The organism is Lachnospira hominis (ex Hitch et al. 2025), assembly GCF_040096395.1.
GTDB lineage: Bacteria > Bacillota > Clostridia > Lachnospirales > Lachnospiraceae > Lachnospira > Lachnospira hominis.
This window is the reverse complement of record NZ_JBBMES010000020.1, coordinates 20626-45395: the sequence shown is the minus strand read 5'-3', so window position 1 is coordinate 45395 and position 24770 is coordinate 20626. Positions and strand designations below refer to the sequence as shown.

Sequence of the window (24770 nt, the reverse complement as noted above, 5' to 3'; positions counted from 1 at the left end):
TCAAAGAGAACGTCCTGAATACCATTACCTGTGTGGCTTCCTGCTGCAAGTCCGCCGTGACCTTCACGAAGGAAGTTGTTAAACATCCAGATTTCTGAGTTTGTCTGAATTCCACAGTCTCTTGCTGCCTCACCTACAGAAGCACCGAAACCTAAGTTATCGTCACCTGTATCTGTGAAGTTACCCCAGCAGACAACATTCTGTGAGCATCCAAATCCAAGACCATCACCATTGTTGCCATCAAATGAAAATACTTTTACATTTGTTGTAGCAATATTTCTTGAATCAAGAATATTTACTGAGTGGTTTGATGGATTCTCAATTGTGATATCACCAACATATACATTTTCACAGTTTCTCATAATGAGAAGGCTTGAACGTGTTGCATATGCATTCTTTAAATCTGTATCAGAAATACCTGTTGCATTTTTATCAAGTGCTGCAATCTGTTCATCTGAATATTTACGTGTTCCATCTTCGTTAAATACATTTGCAAGGTATTTTCTTGCTGAATCAGCAGCCTGAACGCCATAATCAAATACCTTCTTATTATTACCACCTACATATCTTGGTGTACCCCATGTCTTTGTGTCTGCAGGGTCGCCTGCCTGTATACTCTCACCCTTGTTAGATGTATAGCCGTCTCCTTTTATTGTATCTTTAATGCCATACTTCCAGCCATTACCATAAAGAGTACCTGTACCTGTTACTCTTACATTTGTAATAGGATTTGACTCGTCTGCTGTCATTGCATTTACAAGTCCCCATCCTCTTGTATCTGTATAGAATGGATACATAAGGAAGCCGATTTCAAAATGGTCGCTGTTTGGTGATGCCCAGAGTGTACCATTTACTTCAAGTGTCATATTGCTCTTGAGCCAGAGAGCACCACTTACGAATACCTTTCCGTCTGTATTTTCAGGGATTACAACTTTGCCGCCTTCAGGACATGCATCAATTGCTGCCTGTATAGCCTTTGTATTCTTTACAATTTTTTCATTTATTTCATCATTATAAGTTACATAACCTTCTGATTCCTCAGCACCAAAATCCTTAATATTAAGAGCTTCTGCTTTGGCAGTTGTTTTCTGTTTAATTTCCTTGGCAGTTCCAAGTTCCTTGCCATCTTTATCGATTGCAACAACCTTGAATGTATATTCTGTATCAGCTTCAAGACCTGTAGCTCTGTAAGCATGGATATCTACATTTACCATGTCTATATCACTTTTGCCCTGAGCTGTATAATAATCATAGAAAGAATCCATATACTGTGAAGCCCATGCTGCATTTACCTTATAATTTTCTCTTGCTGTACCTGCAAGCTTTCCATTAATGTAGACATTATAATCTGCTACATTGTCATATTTCTCCGGCTTCTGCCATACAAGACCAATGCTTGATTCGTCATATGCAAGTGTTGGCACCTGTAAATCTGTAATATCACTAGAACCTTTTGTCTTATCAAACAAAGGACTCTCAAGTTCCTTTGTACCAAATGTGTCGCTTGAAATTACATCAAATACGTTCTTATTTACGTACTTGTCATGTCCGTCTGTTGTTGGCAGACCAGCGGCTCCTGTCGTAACTCCAGCAAAATTCACTGAGCCGACCGCCATCAGTGCAGCAAGACCAAGTGCCGCTGCTTTTCTGAATCTCCTCATAAAATCCTCCTTTTGCACTCTTTGTGCCTATAGAAATAATCTATAGAATAACTCTTTATACAGGTTTTAAAAACTTGGGGTGACCATATACACCCCATTTGTAAAAACCCATCTTAAATAAAATACATTATTTTCACGACTTTTGCACAAGTATTTTATTTAAGTATCTTTATCATAAAACATTGTGCATTTTTTGTCAATTTAATTTAAGTTTATTTTAGTTTTTTGTGCATATTATATATTTTTCATTGAATTTCCGAGGATACAGGCTGATTTTATTGTGAATATTTTTTACATAAATTTTACATAGATGTATTGATTTTTTATACTTCTTGATATATCATCATTACATCAACACGTAGTTTTAATTACTACTTGTCATTGTTTTAATGAAAGGAATGATTTTTATGACTAATTTTACAAGTAACAATAATCACTTTAAGATAAAAGATCCCGGCAGTGCAATTACACATTTTATAGGAATGCTTATGGCTGTATTTGCAGCAACGCCTCTTATAATACGTGCATTGTCCGCACCGGACACTGTGCATGTTATTTCTCTTACTATATTTATAGTAAGCATGATTCTTTTATACGCGGCAAGCACAACATACCACACATTCGACCTTTCTCCAAAGGTCAATATGATTTTTAAAAAGCTTGACCACTGCATGATATTTGTGCTTATTGCCGGTTCATACACGCCAGTATGTTTAATCGTACTACATGGGCACATCGGACTTGTCCTTCTTGCTCTTGTATGGGGAATTGCCGCTCTTGGAATCATTTTCAAACTCTGCTGGGTAACATGTCCAAAATGGGTTTCTTCAGTATTGTATATTCTCATGGGCTGGATTTGCGTTCTTGCATTTACACAGATTATTAATGCACTTCCAAAAGCCGCATTCAATTGGCTTCTTGCCGGTGGAATTATATATACAATCGGCGGTGTCATTTACGCACTGAAGCTTCCTATATTTAATGCACAGCATAAATATTTTGGGTCACATGAAATCTTTCACTTATTTGTTATGGCAGGAAGTATATGCCATTTTATTATGATGTTTAAATATGTAGCGATAATGCCTATTTTATAATATTTGTTAATATAAGTGCATATAATGGCAATGTTATTATAGAAAGAAGTGTCGTAAATACAACCGAACCTGATGCAAGATTCTCATCATGTCCGAATTCTATTGAAAACATTGTTGTTATAGCTGCACAAGGACATGCCTCAAGCATAAGTGCAACCATTGCTGTTGTACCGTTACCACCGATAATACACATTACAAGAAGGCATGCTGCCGGAATAAGAAAAAGCCTTATTCCTATAACTTCAAACAGACGCTTGTTTTTTAAAAGAACGGCCATACTGCTGCCCGCAATAGTTACACCTGTTATAATCATTGAACCCGGTGTATTTATTGCGGCAATCATTGAAAGCGGAGTGCCTATAATATCCGGCACATGCACATTTAATCCATATAGAATAAGTCCTATAAACACAGCAATTATACACGGTGCCGTAAGTATACTCTTTGCAATCTCTTTTACATTTACTTTTTTCGTGACAGACGAATATCCAACCGTCCACAATAAAATATTGTATACAGTAACATATACACTTGCATAAAGTATTCCCTCAGCACCGAAAAGTGCCTGAATAAGTGGGAATCCCATATATGCTGCATTGGAGAATCCACATGCAAACCGCATAATTCCTCTGTCTTTATTTTTCTTTGAAAATAAAACCGCATAAGTAATTACAAGTCCTGTTCCAACCATAAGTATACTATATATAAGCATTCTGACAAGATTTCCTGTCATTGATGAATCATGTTCTACAAGATACGAATTTACAATCATTGCCGGAACTACAAGATACAAAAGCAGATCAGACAATGCTTTTTTACCTTCTTCCTTGATTACTCCTGTTTTAAAACATATGAAACCTGCAAGTATCATAAGAAACATCTCAAGTACCTGCTTTGCTGCTATAATTGCTAAATCCATAATTTCTATCTCTCTGTTTTCCAAAATACACATGAATATGGCTGTAAATCACTTCCTCCGCCAAAATCATGCTCTTTTCCTGTTATCAAATCAACTGCCTTTCCCGATCTTGCATCAAAATCAGCATGATATACATTGCTGTCAGAATTAACAGCAACGATAACTCTTTCTGTGTCACATTCTCTTTCAAATATAAGCTGCTTCGGCATTGTAAGAAGATTTCTGTAACCTCCGTAACACAATGCCTTGCTTTTTTGTTTCGCATTTGCAAGAGCCGTTATCCAATCAGTAAGTTCATTATGTTCCGGCTTTTCTATTGCAGGACGCAATGTGTTGTCGCCATTACATTTTTCTCCTGTAATTCCCCACTCACTTCCATAATAAACACCGGGCACTCCGGGCATGCCAAACAAAAGACCATATACAGGAAAAAGATTATTTTTATCTTCAAGAATACTTGCAATTCTTGTAACATCATGATTGTCAACAAAAGAAAACAGATGTTTTCCACGGTATATGCACCACTGTTCATTTCCAAATTGTCTGTTAAGGCTATATGCTATTTCATGCATGTTTGAAGAATTAAAACTTGAATAAATGCCTTTATAACATTCATAATTTGTAACGCTGTAGCATGCGTTATCATTAACCCATTGGTTATAATCTCCGTGAAGAGTCTCACCCATTAATACAAATCCGTTCTTCAACCCATCGGTAAAATGTCTCAATTCTGACAAAAACTGCCTGTCCAGACAATATGCAACATCAAGCCGCAAGCCGTCTATGTCATATTCATTAACCCAGTTTTTTACCGCGTCAAACAAATATTCTTTTACTTCAGGATTTGACAGATTAAGTTTTACAAGCTCATTACAGCCTTCCCAGCTTTCATACCAGAATCCATCATTATAATTGGTATTTCCATCAAACGATATGTGAAACCAGTCCTTGTATCTGCTGTCCCATTTTTTCTGTCTTACATCTTCAAATACAAAAAATCCACGTCCTGCATGATTAAATACTCCATCAAGCATAACTTTCATGCCTGATGCATGAATCGCATCGCAGACTTTCTTAAAATCTTCATTTGTTCCGAGACGCCTGTCCACTTTATTATAATTCCTTGTATCATAACCATGTGCATCACTCTCAAATAATGGATTAAATAATACGCATGACGTTCCCATTGACTTAATATGGTCTATCCAATCCAGAATTCTTAAAATTCTATGATTCCCGGCCTCTTCCTCACATTCACCACTATTATTTACCAACGGTGCTCCACATAAGCCAAGTGGATATATCTGATAAATTACTGCTTCGTCAAACCACATATTAAGGACCTCCTTTGGTCTAACCTGATATTCCATCACTATATTGCGTTTTATCCCAATCATGCTCCGTCACATTTGTACGCCCTGTGATAATATCAGAATATCTGTATTTTTTTAAGGTGTCAAGGCTTATAAGCATATTTATATGTACCGCGGGAGCATATCGCCCCCACATCTATATAAAGCACCCGGCACATCCTATATATCCACCCAATACAACAAAATTTCTGCATTTACAGCAATGACAACCCTTACAGCCTTTTTGTAAATTTTTAACCGGATGCCGATTATCTTACGTTATTCAAAATAATCCATCGGATTAACAGGTATTCCGTCTTTTGTAAGTTTAAAATACAAATTTGCACCCTCTTTTACATAATATGCACTTGGTTCTGCTACTGTTCCAAGATGCTGTCCTTTGTATACACTATCACCGGATTTTACGTTGACGCCGTCAAGCAAACCATATGTCGCCTCATAGCCATCCCCAAGTCCTACGGTAACTGTTGTTTTTGTCTCTTCACTATCAACTACTGACTGGACAATTCCATCTGCTGCAACAGCAACGCTGTCCCCCACATTTGCCGCAATAGAAATTGCCGGATTGCATTTGTATACATTAAGCGATTCAAAATAAATCGTACTGTCCATGCTGTACTTTAAAACAACATCTCCATTTACAGGACGTAAAAGACTGTCTGACTCACTAAATGAATATGCATCAAGAGGATTCTTTTTTACCGAAGCCGCCACCGGAACCTGTTCCTGCTTGTCATCTGCCTGTAAATCTTCATTTACACTATTTTCATTTACGCTATTTGACGAAACATCTGACGTACTTCCTGGGCCGGAATTATTAACCGATGCTATTTCATTACCCATAGGGTCATCATCACCCGTGGCTGCATCTTCTTTAGAATCTGACGAGTCGGTGTTTTCAGGCTCTACTCCTCCATCCTCCGTTCTTATTGCAACATTATTCTGCGTTCTCTCATTAAGGTCAACTACATTATTTTTATTGTCATTGGCACGCCTGCTCTCTTTCACAACTGAATAAACACCTGCCGAAAGCGTAAGTATAACCGCACAGGCAACTATTGCAGAAATAATTTTCTCTTTTCCCCAACCTTTACTCTTGCCTTTCATATTAACATAACCTCCATTGCTACAATTTATGTTAATATGTTGCCCGATTTATACAGGATTATTCAAACTGTCTTTCTTCATTATTATTACACGAACCGATACCACTGTGTCCTTTATATGATTTTATCTGCTCACAATTGCTACACCGGAATAAAATTTATTAATTATATCTTCATATGTACTGCCCGAACGTGCCATAATATTTGCAGTATAAAGGCTGACTCCGAATCCGCTTCCCTTTCCTTTGGTTGTAATTTTTCCATCTTTAATTGCAAAAAAAGGCGAATTAAGTCCCAGTATTTTTGCAAATACATCACCCGACATTACAACATTTCCCACTTGAATTTTTGTCACATACCCCATATTAGTCTGTGAAACCACCTGAATATCGCCAAACGGATTATTTTCATCCAGCCCGGAATCCTTATATGCGGTATTTATTTTTTTTACAAACTGTTTTTTTGAATATTCCTCAGTTTTGAGAAAATCAGGGCTTGTCATATCTTCCGGGCAGTCTGCCGGCACCAGATATGCATAATCCGCTCCCAGAAGTTCCGTGCCGGAAAGCGTCTTTTCATTGCACACACGCGAATATTTTGCATCAATCAGATTATTATTATATGTTATAACCATCTGACCTGTTGACATTACACTGTCATTTACATGATTATAATATTCCTCGAAATTATTCCCCCATTCATTTTTCATTACATTTTTTGTGAAATACTCCATGCCAAGCGTTTCGCTGTCAACACTCATCTCATCCCCCATAACACGGTAAATATCTGTTCTTATCATTATACCCATAGCCTTTAACGTTTCCGTCTCATCACCTGACTCAAATCTTTTTGCGAGAACCATTGTGACAAATTCATTTACCGATACAGATTTTGTTCCATTTTTATATTTAACATTAACCCTCGGTCCATAAATATTTTCCTGAGATACCCCCTGCGAATCATCAGAATTAACCGACAAAGTTATCACAGCCGGCACAGCAACATATATACAAAATATCAATATGACCGTAAGTATTTTTTTCATATCTGCAAAAAATCCCCTCTTAATCAAGAATTCATCAAGCCGGAATAATCCAACATAGAATCATAGAAATAATCCGGCATAGAATCATATGATATAAAAGCATATGCAGCTAAAATAAAAAATATGCCCCGCACCGTCAAAACGGTAAACGAGGCATACTCATTATAAATTTTTATAAAATTATTTCACATCCGGAATGTGAACTTTTTCAAGCTTCCAGATATCATGAACATATTCTTCAATAGTTCTGTCTGATGAGAACTTACCGGCACTGGCAATATTTAACATCATTGACTTCGCCCATGCCTTTTCATCAGAATACCTTTCGTTAATAATCTTCTGTGCATCAGCATATGAACGGAAATCCTTGAGTATAAAGTATGTGTCCGCTCTTCTGCCGCCCTGATTATTAAGGAGTGAATTGTAAATATCTCTGAATCTTTCTGTATCATCAGGAGAATATTTGCCATTGATAAGTTCCATCAATACCTCACGGATATTCTGGTCATTATTAAATATCTCCATTGGGTCATAACCGCCCTCATTTTCATAGCGAATAACTTCATCAGATGAAAGTCCGAATATTACGGCATTTTCAATTCCGACTTCCTGAACAATCTCAACATTAGCACCATCCATTGTACCAAGTGTCATGGCTCCGTTGAGCATGAACTTCATATTACCTGTACCTGATGCTTCCTTTGATGCTGTAGAAATCTGTTCGCTTACATCTGCTGCCGCGAATATGATTTCACCGTTTGAAACTCTGTAATTTTCAATAAATACTACCTTAATCTTGCCATTAATTGAAGCATCGTTATTAATTACATCTGCAACGCTGTTGATAAGTTTGATTGTCTGCTTTGCAATCTTATAACCTGCGGCTGCTTTTGCACCAAAAATAAATGTTCTTGGCTTAATATCCATATCAGGATTCTTCTTTACTTCATTGTAAAGATACATTACATGAAGAATATTAAGAAGCTGTCTCTTATATTCATGAAGTCTCTTAACCTGGACATCAAAAATAGAATTCGGGTCAACATCAATTCCATTATGCTCTTTTATATATTTTGCAAGGCGAACCTTATTTTTATACTTAATCTGCATAAGCTCCTGCTGGCATTTTGCATCATCAACATATACTTTAAGCTTTTTAAGCTGTGTTAAATCTGTAATCCATCCATCGCCGATTTTGTCTGTAATCCATGCTGCAAGAAGCGGATTTGCATGAAGAAGGAATCTTCTCTGCGTGATACCATTAGTCTTATTATTGAACTTCTCCGGCATCATTTCATAGAAATCTTTAAGTTCCTGCTTTTCAAGAATCTCCGTATGAAGTTTTGCAACACCATTTACAGAATATCCTGCACATATTGCAAGATTAGCCATCTTAACCTGACCATCATAAATAATTGCCATCTTGCGGATTTTATCCTGATTGCCTGGATACTTAGCCTTTATTTCTTCTACAAAACGACGATTAATCTCCTCCACAATCTGATAAATTCTAGGAAGAAGTCTTGAGAAAAGCTCAATTGGCCATTTTTCAAGTGCTTCTGCCATAATTGTATGATTTGTATATGCAACAGTCTTAGTTGTTACATCCCATGCTTCATCCCATTCAAGACCTTCTTCGTCCATGAGAATTCTCATAAGTTCCGCTACAGCTACTGTAGGATGTGTATCATTAAGCTGGAAAGTTACCTTTTCATAAAGCTTTCTTACATCATCATGTCTTTCCTTATACTGTGCAATCGCACGCTGTACGCTGGCTGATACAAAGAAATACTGCTGTTTTAAACGAAGTTCCTTACCCGCATAATGATTATCATTAGGATAAAGTACCTCAACAATATTCTTTGCAAGGTTCTCTTCCTCAACCGCTTTCTGATAATCACCCTTATCAAATGAACTTAAATTAAATGTATCTACCGGTTCTGCATCCCATATTCTTAATGTATTAACTGTATTTACGCCATATCCAACAACAGGAACATCATAAGGAATAGCTGTTACAGCTCTGTAATCCTCCTGAACAAACATATCTCTTCCTGTCTTTTCATCTCTGTATGAACGTACATATCCTCCGAACTTAACTACTGTCGGATATTCAGAACGCTTAATCTCAAACGGATTACCGTCTTTAAGCCAGTTATCAGGAACTTCTACCTGATAGCCATCTTTAATCTCCTGCTTAAACATACCATATTTATAACGTATTCCGCATCCATATGCCGGATATTCAAGTGTTGCAAGTGAATCAAGGAAACATGCGGCAAGTCTTCCCAGACCACCGTTACCGAGTGCTGCATCAGGTTCCTGGTCCTCTATGACATTAATATCCATGCCAAGTTCTTCAAGAACTTCCTTCATTTCATCATATGCCATAAGATTAATCATATTGTTACCTAAAGCCCTGCCCATAAGGAATTCCATAGACATATAGTAAACAGTCTTTTTATCCTGTTTTGCATATTCCTTCTGTGTCGCAATCCATCTATCAATTATAATTTCCTTTACAGCATATGCTACAGACTGGAAAAGCTGCTGTTTATCTGCCTCATCAATATTTTTTCTGAATAAGGATTTACAGTTGCTTATAATATTTTTCTTGAATTCATCTTTATTAAACCATGAAGTATTACTCATTCATTTTTCCTCCTGAAATATGGTATTGATAAAATGTTTAAAGCATTATAATTATACTACATTAATTACTTAAAATGCAAATAAGTGCCCGGTTTATTTTTACCAAAACCGGACACTTTTATAATCTGCTGTTTAATTACTGTTTTTCAACGCCTAAAGTTACATCTTCGCCGTTGATATTCCAATCCTTTGTAAATCCTTTTGCTTCACCGGCAATAATATTGTCAGCAAGTACAACTGCTTTAACCTGTTCTGCATTTTTCTCCATAAGAGCTGCAATCTTATCATTTCCAGAAACATATACATTGATTCTGTCCATAACTTCAAATCCTGCATCCTTACGCATTGTCTGGATTTTACTTACAAGTTCTCTTATAAAACCTTCCTCGATAAGTTCAGGTGTAAGCTTTGTATCCATAACAACTGTAATTCCCTTATCAGAATTGGCAACATATCCTTCTGCCTGAACCATCTCGATAAGGAGATCTGCCTTTTCGAGCTGAATATCCTGTCCATTTACAGAAAGTGTGATATATCCTGCATTGTTAAGGTCATCCATAGCCTTATTGCCATCAAGTTCTGAAAGCTGCTTTCTGATTTCACCGAGGAACTTGCCATACTTAGGTCCCAATGTTTTAAGCTGCGGCTTGAATGTGTATGATGTGAAATCTCTTACATCATCCTTATATTCAACGCTCTTTACATTAAGCTCATCTGCGATAATATTTGTAAAGAAATCATCAAGTTTCCATGGTGCTTTGATAAACATCTTTCCGATTGGCTGTCTGTTCTTGATATTTGTTGCATTTCGGCATGCACGTCCGATTACAACTGCATTAAGGACATCTTCCATGTTCTCTTCAAGTTTTGTATCAATCCAGTCTTCATTTACCTTAGGGAAATCGCAAAGGTGAACGCTTATAGGTGCTGTCTTGTCAATGCTGCATACAAGATTTCTGTAAATGCTCTCTGTCATAAACGGAATCATTGGAGCTGCTGCTTTACAAAGTGTAACAAGTGTTGTATACAATGTCATGTAAGCATTAATCTTATCCTGTTCCATTCCCTTTGCCCAGAATCTCTCACGGCATCTTCTTACATACCAGTTAGAAAGTTCATCAACAAAATCTTCAAGAACTCTTGCAGTCTCTGTAATCTTGTAGTTGTTAAGATTGTCATCAACAGTCTTAACCATTGTATTTAACTTTGAAAGAATCCATTTATCCATTACCGGAAGCTTATCATATTCCAAAGTATATTTTGTTGCATCAAAATCATCAATATTTGCATATAATACGAAGAATGCATATGTGTTCCAGATTGTACCCATGAACTTTCTCTGACCTTCTGTAACAGCCTTGTCATGGAAACGGTTAGGAAGCCATGGTGCTGAATTTTCATAGAAATACCAGCGGATTGCATCTGCTCCGTGTTTCTGTAATGCATCAAACGGATCTACTGCATTGCCCTTTGATTTACTCATCTTCTGGCCGTCAGCATCCTGAACATGTCCTAAAACGATAACATTTTCGTAAGGTGCCTTGTTAAATAAGAGTGTTGAAATAGCAAGAAGTGAATAGAACCATCCTCTTGTCTGGTCAACAGCTTCTGAAATAAACTTGGCTGGGAACTGCTGTTCAAATAATTCCTTATTTTCAAATGGATAGTGATGCTGTGCAAATGGCATTGAACCTGAATCGAACCAGCAGTCGATAACTTCCGGAACTCTCTTCATTGTGCCGCCACACTTGCCACACTTGCATGTAACCGCATCGATATATGGACGGTGAAGCTCGATATCATCAGGACAGTTGTCTGAATGTTCCTTGAGTTCTGCAATGCTTCCGATTGAAAGCATTTCGCCACAATCCTCACACTGCCAGATATTAAGCGGTGTACCCCAATAACGGTTACGGCTGATACCCCAGTCCTGGACATTTTCAAGCCATGCTCCAAAACGTCCTGTTCCGATTGTCTCTGGAATCCAGTTGATTGTCTTATTATTAGCAATGAGATTAGCCTTAACTTCAGGATCTGTCATCTTGATAAACCATGACTCTCTTGCATAATAAATAAGAGGTGTATCACATCTCCAGCAGAATGGATAATCATGCTCAAACTTAGGTGCGTCAAAAAGCTTTCCTTCCTTATCAAGGTCTTTTAATACTTCCGGATCCGCTTTCTTAACAAATAATCCGGCATAAGGTGTTTCTTCTGTCAAATCACCCTTGCCATCAACAAACTGAACAAATGGAAGGTCATATTTTCTGCCTACTTTGGCATCATCTTCACCAAATGCAGGTGCAATATGAACGATACCTGTACCATCTGACATAGTTACATATGTGTCACATGTAACAAAATGTCCCTTCTTGTGCTGTTTTGCGGCACAATCAGCTGCACACTGATATAATGGTTCATACTCTTTATACTCTAAATCCTTACCTTTGTAAGTCTCTAATACTTCATAATCAATACCGGCACCATTTGCGTCTTTTGCATCCTCATCAAGTGACTCGCCTTTTACAGTCTGTCCCGCCTTAACTGCAAGTCCGCCTAATACTTTGTCAAGAAGTGCCTCTGCCATATAATAAGTATATCCATCAGCAGCTTTTACCTTAACATATGTCTCATCAGGATTTACACAAAGGGCAACATTAGACGGAAGTGTCCAAGGCGTTGTTGTCCATGCAAGGAAATAAGCATCTTCGCCGACAACCTTGAAACGTACTACTGCTGAACGCTCTTTTACAGCCTTATATCCCTGTGCAACCTCATGAGAAGAAAGAGGTGTGCCACATCTTGGACAGTAAGGAACAATTTTAAAACCTTTGTAAAGAAGTCCCTTATCCCAAATCTGCTTTAAAGCCCACCATTCAGACTCGATAAAGTTATTGTCATAAGTAACATAAGGGTTATCCATATCAGCCCAGAAACCTACAGTAGATGAGAAATCCTCCCACATGCCCTTATATTTCCATACACTCTCTTTACAATGCTTGATAAATGGCTCAAGACCATACTCTTCAATCTGTTCCTTGCCATCAAGTCCGAGCTTCTTTTCAACTTCAAGCTCAACAGGAAGACCATGTGTATCCCATCCTGCCTTACGTGGAACCATGTATCCTTTCATTGTACGGTATCTTGGAATCATATCCTTAATAACTCTTGTAAGGACATGACCGATATGAGGCTTACCATTAGCCGTTGGAGGACCATCATAGAATGTATATGTCTCTCCCTCTTTACGATTTTCAATACTTTTTTCAAAAATGTCATTTTCTTTCCAGAACTTCTCGACTTGTTTTTCTCTATCAACAAAATTAAGTTCCGGTGATACCTTTTCGTATACCATCTTAAAAATCCGTCCTTTCATAATTGTGCCAATTCTAATAATCTGCGTCACCAGCAAATGCTCCATGCACATAAAACAATCTGATACCCGCATTAAAAAAGCCCCTGCCGTAATAAACGACAGGGGAATTATCGACCTAATCTTAATTACGACATACCAGCATATGCGTCCCTTTTAACGGTAGGATTTCCGTCCCGGCTTAATTGAAGTGCTTTCATGTTCCGCTACGCTTACACGCCCGAAACAAACTCCGTTCAGCCCGGATGCTTGGAAGTGATGTTCAGATATAAGCTACTCGTACCGGCTCTCACCACCCCGGCTCGCTGCGACTTTTCCTTATATCCTACTGTCTTCGTCATTGCAGTTGGCTTTATTGTATATAACAAGGTCTGAAATGTCAAGCACTTGTCTGCCTTGCTCTTATCTTAGTACAAATTGTACTAAAAATCACATAATTATCTTTGTACATCAAATGAAGCATTGTTCATAAGTCTCTTAATCTGATCTACACTTGTGATATTTGTATCGCCTCGGATAGCATGCTTCATTACAGAAGATGCAACAGCAAAATCAACTGTCTCCTGTGGTGTCATATCATTCTGCATAAGTGCATAAATAAGACCTGATGAAAATGCATCACCACCACCGACACGGTCAACAATTTCAAAGTTAATCGTCTTACTCTCATAAGTCTCTCCATTAGTATAGAAGAAAGCTTTGAGAGAATTGTTGCTGCCTGAGTGAACATATCTTACAGTTCTTCCGATTGCTTTCATATGATACTGCTCATCAATAGCCTTAAATACTCTGTCCATATCCTTAAAAGACGGATCCATTGTAAGACCATCTTTGACATCTGTTCCGTCTGGATTGTATACATGAATAGGTTCTATACCAATCAATACATCTACATATGGAAGATACTTACTAAGAACATCTCTGGCTGTACTGAATGACCATAATGTACTTCTGAAATTAGGGTCAAAACTTACAGTAAGTCCAAGCTTCTTTGCAGCCTTAACAGCCTTGTCTATAAGGCGGCGGCAGTTATATGAAAGTGCCGGTGTAATACCGCTTAAATGAAGCCAGTCATAATCTTTTAATATATTTTCAAAATCTACATCCTTATAGTCATATTCAGCAAATGCAGAACCCGAACGGTCATAGATTACCTGTGAAGGTCTTACAGATACACCCTCTTCAAGATAATACAGTCCCATTCTTCCGTCTGCCTTTATAATATGCTTTGTATGTACATCATTTGCCTTAAAATAATTAATAGCAGACTTACCAATATCTGAATTCGGAAGTACAGTAAAGAATGTACTGTCAACTCCGAGATTTGCCAAAGATACTGCCACGTTTGCCTCAGCACCGCCATAATTTACAATATAATTATGAGTAGATACAATCTTTTCATAATTTGGCGGAGATAATCTTAACATCAATTCTCCGATTGCTATGAACTTCATATATTTCTCCTTTTTAGTAACGAACTACATATACATATTTATGATACTACGTAAGGTACAAAAAAGCAAATCAAATTCATTGCAAATAGGACTTATTTCGTATATACTATAGAAAAAGATTCGTATTTTATTATTAAAACATATTACAAAGAAAGAGCAGGTGCTTCTTATGGATACATTTGAAGTTTTGAATAATTTACTTGTAAAACTGTTTAATGACATTTTAGACGTAGAGGAAAAAGCCCTCATAACTGATGAATTCAAAGACATTTCTGTTACAGACATGCATATTATTGAAGCCGTTGGAACAGAAGAACCACGTACAATGACTGCCATCTCCAAAACACTCGGAGTTACAATGGGAACACTTACTATAGGAATGAATGCACTTGTCAAAAAGGGATATATAATACGTACACGCAATCCGAAAGACAGAAGAATCGTATTTGCCACACTCACACCAAAAGGCGTGAGTGCATACAAACATCATGCTGCATTTCACAAAAACATGATTGACAGCGTTATGGATAGTCTGAACGAAGAAGAGGCTGCCGTTCTTACAAAGTCTCTCAACAAACTTGAAGACTTTTTCGGTCAGTGGAAGTAATCCGGCACTGCCGTTCTTATTCTATTTTCCCCATATCTCTTCTGCGATTTCTTTAACAAGTTTAAGTTTTGCCCACTGCTCATCTTCTGTGAGCTTATTTCCGATTTCGCAAGATGCAAATCCACACTGCGGACTAAGATATAATCTGTCAAGAGGGGCAAACTTTTCTGCTTCACGGATTCTTGCTATCACCTGTGCTTTATCCTCAAGTACAGGTGATTTTGTTGTTATAAGACCAAGCACAACCTTCTTATTGCCTGAAACCTTTGCAAGAGGCTCAAATCCACCTGAACGCTCATCATCAAATTCAAGATAATATGCATTTGCATTTTCCTCGCCGAAAAGCACGTCTGCAACGGGTGTATACGCACCGCTGCTTGCATATGTAGAATGGAAATTGCCACGGCACACATGTGTATTAATAATCATATCCTCCGGTGCCTGGTCAATCACTCTGTTATTAATATCTTTATATAATTTCTGGACTTCTTTTAATCCTTCAAATGTCTTTTTCCCATATACCAAAGTTGCTGTCTTATCTGCCAGCATGCCCCATGTACAGTCATCAAGCTGAAGATTGCGGCAGCCTGCTTTGTATAAATCATCAATAAATGAAGCATAAGCCTTTACAATATCATCTGCAAGTTCATCATCAGATGAATAATACTTTTCTGTCTCAACTCTGTTGAAAGGCATTGTAAACTGTGCAAAGAACTGTGCCGGTGCAGGAATTGTCTGTTTTGCAACTGTTTCTTCGTCCTCAAACTGCTTTACAAATCTGAAATGTTCCACAAATGGATGTTCCTTTGAAGATTTTATCTTTCCAACAAGAAATGTATCATCAATCATTGCAGCTTCACCATGGAACGGAAGTCCTGTCTTTGTCTCAACATGTCCCACTCCGTCAAATCCCCACATAAAATCAAGATGCCATGTTGCTCTCCTGAACTCGCCATCTGTGATAACATGGTATCCTATTTCTTTTAATCTGCCTACAAGTTCCGTAATCGTTTCATCTTCAACCTTCTTTAACTCATCATATCCGATAGCACCATCATCAAACTTTCTTCTTGCCTCCTTTAATTTTTCAGGACGTAAAAAGCTTCCAACATGGTCATATCTGAATGGTGTTTCTAATCTGCTCATCTATTTTTCCTCCAAATTTATAATAATTTTCTGTTTTCTGTGAGTCTTATTATAAATTGAAGTTTTGTCATCTGTATAATACATAAAAATATATGTTCGACATAGTTTAAAACTATGTCAAATTATTCTATTTGATATTACTTCCCATTATTGCAGATACTTTTTTAATGCTTCAATATATGTATTTCCAAGCCTGCTTATCATGCCTTTTCTATGTGTGATATATCCTATACGCATGTCTTTTTCATCTGCAAGCGGAACTGCAATTATATCTTTTCCATTAAGTTTTTTGTCAATAATTCCGCTGCATACCGTATATCCGTTTAATCCTATAAGCAGATTAAAAAGCGTTGCACGGTCTCTCACCCTGATATTTTTCTTTCTTTCATAAGTTGAAAATATTTCCTCTGAAAAATAAAACGAATTGTGCTCTCCCTGTTCATATGACAGATACGGATATGCTTCCAGCTGTTCATTTGTAATAATTTGCTTTCCAGCCAGTGGGTTCCTCCTGCTTATGAAAACATGTGGTTTTGCCGAATAAAGCTGATGGAATTCCAAATCATTGGATTTTAAAATTTTATTAAGAACGACATCATTAAAATCATCCATAAAAATAATTCCCAACTCACTGTTCATCTTAGCAACATCTTCTATAATCTCATACGTCTGCGTCTCACGTATGCTGAAATCATATTCATCCTGTCCATATTTTTTTATCAAATCAACAAATGCATTAACCGCGAATGAATAATGCTGCGTTGAAATACAGAATTTCTTCTTTCCACCACCGCCACCTTTATATTTATCTTCAAGAACCTCTGCCTGTTCCAGCACCTGCCTCGCATATCCCAGAAAATCCTCACCGTCTTTTGAAACAATTATTCCTTTATTAGTTCTTGTAAATATTTCAATATTCATTTCTTTTTCAAGTTCGTGTATTGCATTAGTAAGGCTCGGCTGTGAAATATATAACTTTTCTGCAGCCTCTGTAATCGTTCCTGTCTGTGCAACTGTTATTGCATATTTTAATTGTTGAAGTGTCATATTCTACCTGCCTTCCATAATAACTTTCTGCAATTCTCTTGCCGCAGAGTTGAGTGGATGTCTTGAATCGTATACCATACAGATATTTCTTCCGGGAATTTCATCTCTTAACTGGATTCTGACAATTTCATTTTTATTAATTGCCTCTGCCGCCATCGGCTCTGGAATAAATGCAAGCCCAAGTTCACTCTTCACAAGAGGAAGTATCTGGTCTGTCGTTGCCGCCTCCGTGTCCGGATTAAGTTCAAGTCCATGCGACAAAAATATTTTGTTATAAAAATCATACGTTGCTGTCTCTCGTCCAAGACATATAAGCGGATAATCCTTTAATTCGCTGAGCGAAAGTTCCTGGCTTCCAAGTGCCGTAAATGTTTTTCCACCTATAAGAATCTCCCTGAACGGAACTAATTTCACGCTTTTTAATGGTGACTCAACATCTGCTGGCGTGGATACAACCGCAAAATCAATTATTCCATTCTTAACTGCATCTATCGCCTGAGGTGTTGAGTGATTATATATTTTCAGCCTTATTCCCTGATACATCATATGAAACGATTTCAATTTATCAAGAAGAAATATATTAAGAGCCGTCTCGCTCGCTCCGATAGAAATACTTCCGTGCGAAAGGCTCATGCTGTCAGAAAGTTCCTCCTCTGCCTCAAATATCTGTGCCATTGCCGCTGAGACCCTTATGTACAGTTTTTCACCCTCAGGCGTAAGCTCAACTCCTCTGTTTGTTCTCACAAACAGAAGTGTGTTAATCTGCTGTTCCAGACAATTCATTGCTCTCGTAACATTTGGCTGGCTGTTTCCAAGTACATGTGCGGCTTTTGTAAAATTATGATACTTCGCCACATAGAAAAAAATCTTATAATACTCAAAATTTACATTCATAACCCCCTGCCTCCTGTTTATTCTTATTATGTCAGAAATCTGCAACCGCTATAAACGTTCATCTGTCATATCAATTGCTTATGTTTATTATATCAATTATAGTTTTTACTTATCGCAAATTCAATAGTATAATTTAGCCAATTCTGAAAAAGAAAACAAGGAGGAAAAGCCTCTGCTCCCATAGCGGTCGCATTTTCCCTCGGAAAACAAGGAGGAAAAGCCTCTGCTCCCATAGTGGTCGCATTTTCCTTCGGAAAACAAGGAGGCTAATATGCTTACAGCAGTAACAGGAATCAACTGGGGCGATGAAGGCAAAGGCCGTGTAATCGATCTGCTTGCCGAAAATGCCGATGTTGTTGTCAGATATCAGGGCGGAAACAACGCCGGACATACAGTTGTAACAGACAACTGTAAATTTGTACTTAATCTTCTTCCATCAGGAATATTACATCCTGATGTCACATGCGTTCTTGGTGATGGCATGGTTGTAGATTTAGACCATCTTGAAAACGAGATTGAAAGCATAAGAGAGAAAGGAATTGTAATTTCTCCTCAGAATTTAAAGCTCTCAAAGCATGCTACTATATCAATGCCATGGCATAAAATTCAGGATGAACTTGAAGAAGACAGGCTTGCAAAAACAGGTTCTGCCTTTGGTTCTACACGCCGCGGCATTGCATACGCATACAGCGATAAATATAAGAAAAAAACATTGCGTCTCGGCGACCTTCTTCATCTTGACAAACCACATATTCAATCAAGATTAAAAACTATGCTTGAATACAAAAATCTGGAACTGGGCGGCTGCTACCACCAAGCTCCAATGTCTTATCCGGCTCTTTTATCATGGTGTAAAAAAAAGGCTGAACAATTTGCTCCATATATTACAGATACCGGAAATTACATTACAGCTGCCCTCTCCAATCACCAAAAAGTTGTTCTTGAGGCTCAGCTCGGTGCCATGCGTGACATCGATTATGGAATTTTCCCATACACCTCAAGCTCATCAACTATCTCCGCATATGGTCCTATCGGTGCCGGCATTCCGGGAACTTTGCCTGACCACATCGTCGGTGTGTTAAAGGCTTATTCTACATGTGTCGGTGCAGGACCATTCACGGCAGAAAAAGCAATGCCGGAAAAATGGATGGAATCACTAAGAAAATCCGGCGGTGAATACGGTGCTGCAACAGGACGTCCTCGCCGTGTCGGTCCATTTGACGCCGTAGCCTCTGCTTATGGTCTGAAATGCCAGAATGCTGATAAAATCGCACTCACAAAACTGGATGTGTTAAGCCGGATGGATGAAATTCCGGTAATCACAGCATATAAATTAAACGATGAACTCATAACTGAATTTGATCCATTAGACGATTTAGACAGCATGACTCCTGTCATCCAAACGCTTCCCGGCTGGAATACTGACATTTCAAAATGCAGGAAATATGAAGAGCTGCCTGAAAATGCAAGAAAATACATTGAAACTCTTGAACATCTTTTGAATCATGAGATTCAGTTTATCTCTGTAGGAGCTGAAAGAAATCAATATTTGACAAAGGGAGAATGGTTATGAGACACTTGATTGACACACTTGATTTTACACTTGAAGAAACTAAAAACATATTGGACCTCGCTGACAGGATCAAGCAAAATCCTGATTCCTATAGCCATGTTGCCGATGGAAAAAGAATTGCAACACTCTTTTATGAGCCAAGTACAAGAACACGTCTGTCATTTGAATCAGCAATGCTCAGCCTCGGCGGTCAGGTAATCGGATTCGCCGGTGCTGAAATGTCGAGTGCAAGCAAAGGTGAAACAGTTGCCGATACTTCCCGCGTTGTAAGCTGCTACGCCGATATTATTGCAATGAGACATCCAAAAGAAGGTGCTCCGCTGGTTGCATCAATGTATTCTTCAATTCCTGTAATAAATGCCGGTGATGGCGGTCATAATCACCCGACACAGACTCTCATCGATTTAATGACCATAAGACAACTGAAAGGCCACCTTGATAATATTACTATCGGATTCTGCGGCGACTTAAAATTCGGACGAACTGTACACTCACTCGTAAACAGTCTTGTGCGTTACGAAAACAACCGTTTTTACTTTATCTCTCCCGATGAATTAAAAGTGCCCGCATATACAATAGAAGACACATTAAAACCTTATAATTCAGAATATTATGAGGTTTCAAGCCTTGAAGAAACACTTCCTAAGCTTGATGTACTCTATATGACACGAGTACAAAAGGAACGTTTTTTTAGCGAAGATGAATATTTACGCCTCAAAGATACATATATTCTCAACCGTGAAAAACTTAATCTTGCCAAGCCTGATATGCCGGTTTTACACCCACTTCCAAGAGTTGATGAAATATCAACAGACGTTGATGACGACAACCGTGCTGCATATTTCAAGCAGGTACAGAACGGAAAATATGTACGTATGGCAGTAATTATGGCCTTACTTGAAATTACCGACCCACTTACCGGTCAAAAAGTGTTATAATGTTAAAACATTACCCAAAAAACACTTTACGGAGGAATATAAAATGAAACACAAAATACACGGACAGATGTCTGACTCATTCTTAACCGCCGCATTTTTATCAGTTTCAGGTGGTCTACAGGACGCATACACATACATATTCCGTGGAAAAGTATTTGCCAATGCACAGACAGGAAACATTGTGTTGTTAAGCCAGAGCATTGCAGAAAAGAACTGGCATCTTGCACTTCATTATCTTGTGCCGCTTGTATTTTTTGCTTTGGGCATTGCCGTCTCGGAATTCGTACACATCAAATACCGTAAAATTCAAAAATTCCATTGGCGGCAGCTTGTGGTTCTCAATGAAATAATTCTTCTTTTTGTGGTAGGTTTCCTGCCTCTGGAATTGAATCTTCTTGCCAACGCAATTGTTTCATTTTCATGTGCAATGCAGGTACAGGCATTCAGAAAAGTAAACGGATATGCATTTGCAAGTACAATGTGCATCGGCAATATGAGAAGCGGTGTTGAATCACTTTGTGCATACGTTAAAACAAAGGATAAAAAAATCCTTCATAAATCGCTTTGTTACTGGGCTATTATCATAATGTTTGCAATTGGTGCAGGACTTGGCGGATATTTCATTAAGTTCTTTAACATGCGTACCATCTGGGTTTCATGTGGACTCTTATTTGTAAGTTTTATGATTATGTTTATAAAAGAAGATGTTCCCGAAATAGAAAAAGATGTGCGTAAACTTGAAAAAGATATTAAAAAACAGTAAAAATCACCCCCGGTAGTCAGCACTTACTGACCGCCGGGGGTTTTAGACTTTTAAATATTTAATTTTATAAATCTTTGAATATCTGATGTCTGTATTTATTCAATGCAAACAGAAGAAGCATACCGAGAATACCACATACAATAATCTCTCCGCCGCCTACCGTAAGCATAAAGAATGGAATCATTCCCTCACTGCCATACGCATATTTTAATACCCATGGTACTATAATTGTGTTGGCAATAATTGGAGGAAGAGGGGCAAGCCATTTGTTTTTACGAAGCAAATATGTACCAACTGCACCAATAAGTGTTGCAATGCTTCCGAATACAATATCCCAGATTACTGCTCCGCCAAGTATGTTAGCGATGAGACAGCCGATAAACAATCCCGGTATAGCCGCCGGTGTAAAGTATGGGAGTATTGTCAATGCTTCTGCAACCCTGAACTGTATCGGACCAAAGCTCCAATAGTCAAAAACAATGACAAGCACTACGTAAATCGCAGCAATAACTGCACCTTGTGTAATAAACACAGCCTTTTTGTTTTTCATATTAAATTTTCTCCTTTAGTTTTGTTTTACGAGTGGAAGGTCTCGAACACTCGGATATCTAATGTCGCATGACATCACCCCAAAAGACCTTTAATTTACTATGGGGCAACTCATAGAGAATATCATAAGTCTTTCGGGGTGTCAATTATAAAATCAATTTATTTATAAGCCTTTTGTTACTTTCCGGAATCAATTATTTTGTGATTCCTTCAGTCTTATATATGAACTTGACAGTTCCCTTAACATCATCAGATTTACCTGCAAATGACTGGTAATCATTACCTAATTCTACAATCTTCTTGATTGTATCGACTGCATCCTGTGCGTCGTTCTTAACAAGATTTGCAAGCTTCTGAACGCCTGTTTCATTGAATTCAATCATACCGTCTTTCAATGTGATTGAACCTTCTGCAAGCTGGTCAACGCCATCAGCAAGTGTAGCTGATGCACTTCTAAGCTGTGATGTACCCGCCTTTAATGCTGATGCACCTGAATTAAGTGTTTCATTATTTGACTTGAGAGTTGAAAGACCATCACCTAACTGCTTAGTACCGCCTGTAAGCTGGCTGCCGCCTGCCTGAAGCTTATAAAGTGCTGAGCACACTGTTTCAGCCGCAGGATTAAGTTCATCAAATGAGCCGATGCCCATCTTTAACTTCTTAGCACCTAAACTAATCTGACCTGCTCCATCCTTAATCTGACCAAGACCTCCTATAAGCTGTTTAGCACCATTTGAAAGTGCTTCAAGGCTTTGAGAAAGGTTATATCCCGTTTCTGGGTCTACTGTCTGTGTTGCTGTATTGTATACAGTATTTAATGCTGTATACACTCCTCCGTTGCTTACTGCCTGAAGAAGAAGTCCCATCTCTGCTGTATATAATGAATCAAGCTTTTTATATGCACCGCCTGTTATCTGGCTTATTGTGCCATTTACTGTGTCAAGCTGTGTCTTTATAGCTGTATTATATGCACTTAAAGTATCAAGCTTAACTGCCGCCGTGTAAGCTGTGATATATTTAGTAAATAATGCTGTCACCTTTGACTCATCTGTCAAATCACCTGACAAATCTGTTGCTGTCTTTATTGTCATATCAACACCGCCTGCAAGCTGCCCAACCTGTGTAAGTATATCATTAAGCGTTGCACCATTCGGTAATGTTGTTGTGGCTGCAGTCTCAAGTGTCTTAGCAGATGTGAGTGCTGTCTGATACTTAACACCATATGTATCTGCATTTGACTTAATCTGGCTAAATGAACCGTTAAGAGTTGCAGACAGCTTATCAATGCCTGCACTGAGTGTATTTGCACCCGGTATAAGCTGATTTTGTATTCCGCCCACAAGTGCATCTGCGCCATCGGCAAGCTGTGCAACACCTGTTAAAATCTGACTCTTGAATGTATCAGAAAGTGCATTGATACCTGATGAAAGCTGGTTAGCACCTGCATCAAGAGCTGCAACGCCGTCTGTCGCACTTGCAACACCGTCCGTATACTGGCTAAGACCACTCTGAAGAGTGCCTGCACCATCATCAAGCTGTGCAACACCGCTTGTTAAATCAGGAACATTTGACTGAAGTTGTGCAATACCATCAGAAAGTGTTGTTGCACCGTCTGCAAGCTGATTTCCCGCATCTGACAGTTTGTTAATCTGGCTGTTTAAATCATTAAGATTAATATCATCAAGATTTGCATCTGTAAGAAGATTTGAAGTTGCTACAGAAAGTGTCATATCAAGTGAAAAATCAGTAACATCAGCACTAACCTCAAAATATTCAGGAATATCAAGGTCTGCTTTCTTTCCGTCAAAGCTTATGTTAAGGCTGTCTTTAAGACCCGGCATTGTAATACCTACAACAACATTGCTGTCTGAAGCCTCTACAACCTTACCGTTTGTAACTTCAACATTGCTGAAGTTATCATTCGGAAGCATCATTCCCGTAATCATTGTAAACGGTACATATGCCTGTTTTGACTTGCCGTTTACTGTAATAGTCTTTTTAAGGTTATTTGTATAATCAAAACGAATCTTTACCTTACCGCTCTTGCCAGCAAGCTGGTCTGCCGAAATCTCTTTGCCGTCAAGGTAATATGTAACCTTCATTGTAACAGGTGCCGCTTCATCTGAAGTTCCCTGATATGTAATGCTGTTACCGTCTGCTGCCCAGCTGAGCTTAGATCCGCTTGCTGTAAATGTCTCATCACCGTTTAAGTTACTTATGTTTTTAAGATTGGATACATCAGAAATAGTCTTCTGATTTGTTGCATTTTTAAGTTTTTCATTTACAAGGAGTTTGCTCTGCCTGCCTGATGCATCAGCAAATACATATACTGTCTCTTCCTTGCTGTTTTCTTTGCTTACTGTTGAAACATTTGACTTAGATGCTCCAAGAAGCTGGTCGTTTATGATACTTTCCAATGTGCTCTCAGCGTCACCTGACTTTGACTGCTCGTAAGCAACTGAATTTGTATCATTAACACTTGCTGTATTAGTGCCGCATGCTGCAAAACTTACAGCCATCATTGCAGCACACATGAATACAGATGTAAATTTAAACAATCTTTTTTTAATCAT

At 38.2% G+C, this 24770-nt stretch carries 18 protein-coding genes; 5 read left to right on the top strand and 13 right to left on the bottom strand.

What is annotated here, in order from left to right:
- A partial coding sequence (locus tag WMO38_RS13120; protein ID WP_349163008.1) for a glycosyl hydrolase family 28 protein occupies positions 1-1661 on the bottom strand: 1661 nt, incomplete at its 3' end.
- Positions 1662-2068: 407 nt separating this feature from the next.
- Between WMO38_RS13120 and trhA the strand changes: the two genes are divergently transcribed.
- Positions 2069-2758, top strand: a complete 690-nt coding sequence (gene trhA / locus WMO38_RS13115; protein ID WP_349163007.1) for a PAQR family membrane homeostasis protein TrhA — start codon at positions 2069-2071, stop codon at positions 2756-2758.
- On the opposite strand, the gene WMO38_RS13110 is transcribed toward trhA, so the two are convergent.
- The 7 genes from WMO38_RS13110 to WMO38_RS13080 all read right to left on the bottom strand — a co-directional run bounded on the left by WMO38_RS13110 (position 2748) and on the right by WMO38_RS13080 (position 14680).
- Positions 2748-3677, bottom strand: a complete 930-nt coding sequence (locus WMO38_RS13110; RefSeq protein WP_349163006.1) for an AEC family transporter — start codon at positions 3675-3677, stop codon at positions 2748-2750. The genes trhA and WMO38_RS13110 overlap by 11 nt on opposite strands.
- Before the next feature lie 5 nt (positions 3678-3682).
- The gene (locus tag WMO38_RS13105; protein ID WP_349163005.1) at positions 3683-5011 is read right to left on the bottom strand and encodes an alpha-amylase family glycosyl hydrolase; all 1329 of its coding nucleotides are present in this window, start codon (positions 5009-5011) and stop codon (positions 3683-3685) included.
- A 297-nt stretch (positions 5012-5308) separates the two neighbouring features.
- Entirely contained in the window at positions 5309-6157 is an 849-nt protein-coding gene (locus WMO38_RS13100) for a peptidoglycan DD-metalloendopeptidase family protein (RefSeq protein WP_349163004.1), read from the bottom strand.
- A gap of 123 nt (positions 6158-6280) precedes the next feature.
- Positions 6281-7201, bottom strand: a complete 921-nt coding sequence (locus tag WMO38_RS13095) for a SpoIID/LytB domain-containing protein (RefSeq protein ID WP_021866673.1) — start codon at positions 7199-7201, stop codon at positions 6281-6283.
- A 180-nt stretch (positions 7202-7381) separates the two neighbouring features.
- The gene (locus tag WMO38_RS13090) at positions 7382-9853 is read right to left on the bottom strand and encodes a glycogen/starch/alpha-glucan phosphorylase (RefSeq protein WP_186837106.1); all 2472 of its coding nucleotides are present in this window, start codon (positions 9851-9853) and stop codon (positions 7382-7384) included.
- A gap of 136 nt (positions 9854-9989) precedes the next feature.
- Positions 9990-13208, bottom strand: a complete 3219-nt coding sequence (ileS, locus tag WMO38_RS13085; RefSeq protein WP_349163009.1) for an isoleucine--tRNA ligase — start codon at positions 13206-13208, stop codon at positions 9990-9992.
- 455 nt (positions 13209-13663) lie between these two features.
- The gene (locus tag WMO38_RS13080; protein ID WP_349163003.1) at positions 13664-14680 is read right to left on the bottom strand and encodes a sugar kinase; all 1017 of its coding nucleotides are present in this window, start codon (positions 14678-14680) and stop codon (positions 13664-13666) included.
- 169 nt (positions 14681-14849) lie between these two features.
- On the opposite strand from WMO38_RS13080, the gene WMO38_RS13075 reads away from it, so the two are divergent.
- A complete protein-coding gene (locus WMO38_RS13075; protein ID WP_349163002.1) occupies positions 14850-15287 on the top strand; it encodes a MarR family winged helix-turn-helix transcriptional regulator in 438 nt (145 codons plus the stop codon).
- 21 nt (positions 15288-15308) lie between these two features.
- On the opposite strand, the gene WMO38_RS13070 is transcribed toward WMO38_RS13075, so the two are convergent.
- The 3 genes from WMO38_RS13070 to WMO38_RS13060 all read right to left on the bottom strand — a co-directional run bounded on the left by WMO38_RS13070 (position 15309) and on the right by WMO38_RS13060 (position 18374).
- Positions 15309-16433: a 5-methyltetrahydropteroyltriglutamate--homocysteine S-methyltransferase gene (locus WMO38_RS13070; RefSeq protein ID WP_349163001.1), complete on the bottom strand. Its 1125-nt coding sequence runs from the start codon at positions 16431-16433 to the stop codon at positions 15309-15311.
- A 147-nt stretch (positions 16434-16580) separates the two neighbouring features.
- Positions 16581-17480 (bottom strand): LysR family transcriptional regulator, encoded by a 900-nt coding sequence (locus tag WMO38_RS13065; RefSeq protein WP_349163000.1) that lies wholly within the window; start codon positions 17478-17480, stop codon positions 16581-16583.
- A 3-nt stretch (positions 17481-17483) separates the two neighbouring features.
- On the bottom strand, positions 17484-18374 hold the full coding sequence (locus WMO38_RS13060; RefSeq protein ID WP_186837103.1) for a LysR family transcriptional regulator: 891 nt from the start codon (positions 18372-18374) through the stop codon (positions 17484-17486).
- Between the two features lie 271 nt (positions 18375-18645).
- Between WMO38_RS13060 and WMO38_RS13055 the strand changes: the two genes are divergently transcribed.
- Genes WMO38_RS13055 through WMO38_RS13045 form a run of 3 tightly spaced genes read left to right on the top strand, consistent with a single transcriptional unit; the run spans position 18646 to position 21648 of the window.
- Positions 18646-19947, top strand: a complete 1302-nt coding sequence (locus WMO38_RS13055) for an adenylosuccinate synthase (RefSeq protein WP_349162999.1) — start codon at positions 18646-18648, stop codon at positions 19945-19947.
- Entirely contained in the window at positions 19944-20885 is a 942-nt protein-coding gene (gene pyrB, locus WMO38_RS13050) for an aspartate carbamoyltransferase (RefSeq protein ID WP_349162998.1), read from the top strand. The genes WMO38_RS13055 and pyrB overlap by 4 nt, the downstream gene beginning before the upstream one ends.
- Before the next feature lie 43 nt (positions 20886-20928).
- Positions 20929-21648 carry a YoaK family protein gene (locus tag WMO38_RS13045; protein WP_349162997.1) on the top strand — a complete coding sequence of 240 codons (720 nt, stop codon included), beginning with the start codon at positions 20929-20931 and terminating at the stop codon, positions 21646-21648.
- Between the two features lie 64 nt (positions 21649-21712).
- Here the strand turns inward: WMO38_RS13045 and WMO38_RS13040 are convergent, their stop codons facing one another.
- Both WMO38_RS13040 and WMO38_RS13035 read right to left on the bottom strand, forming a co-directional pair.
- Complete coding sequence (locus WMO38_RS13040) at positions 21713-22198, bottom strand: QueT transporter family protein (RefSeq protein ID WP_021866830.1); 486 nt, start codon at positions 22196-22198, stop codon at positions 21713-21715.
- Positions 22199-22391: 193 nt separating this feature from the next.
- Positions 22392-24770 carry a hypothetical protein gene (locus WMO38_RS13035; protein ID WP_349162996.1) on the bottom strand — a complete coding sequence of 793 codons (2379 nt, stop codon included), beginning with the start codon at positions 24768-24770 and terminating at the stop codon, positions 22392-22394.